Raw genomic sequence first — 207 nt, forward strand, 5'->3', positions numbered from 1 at the left:
TTCGACTCCTCTCGGGCGCGTTTTCTTTCGGGAAGTGGCTCAGCTTGGTAGAGCACCTGGTTTGGGACCAGGGGGTCGCAGGTTCAAATCCTGTCTTCCCGATACTTGTTTGGGGCCTTAGCTCAGCTGGGAGAGCGCCTGCCTTGCACGCAGGAGGTCAGCGGTTCGATCCCGCTAGGCTCCACCATTAGTTCTTTGAAAACTGAA

Annotated in this window: 2 tRNA genes; both read left to right on the forward strand. The window is 56.5% G+C overall.

Annotation, left to right across the window (positions count from 1 at the left end):
* Nucleotides 1–28 precede the first annotated feature (28 nt).
* Nucleotides 29–102 (forward strand) — tRNA-Pro (locus tag COK05_RS30355).
* A 9-nt stretch (nt 103–111) separates the two neighbouring features.
* Nucleotides 112–187: transfer RNA gene (locus tag COK05_RS30360), tRNA-Ala, on the forward strand.
* Nucleotides 188–207: the final 20 nt, after the last annotated feature.

It is taken from the genome of Bacillus cereus, assembly GCF_002567495.1.
In the GTDB taxonomy this organism is placed as follows: Bacteria; Bacillota; Bacilli; order Bacillales; family Bacillaceae_G; genus Bacillus_A; species Bacillus_A cereus_AQ.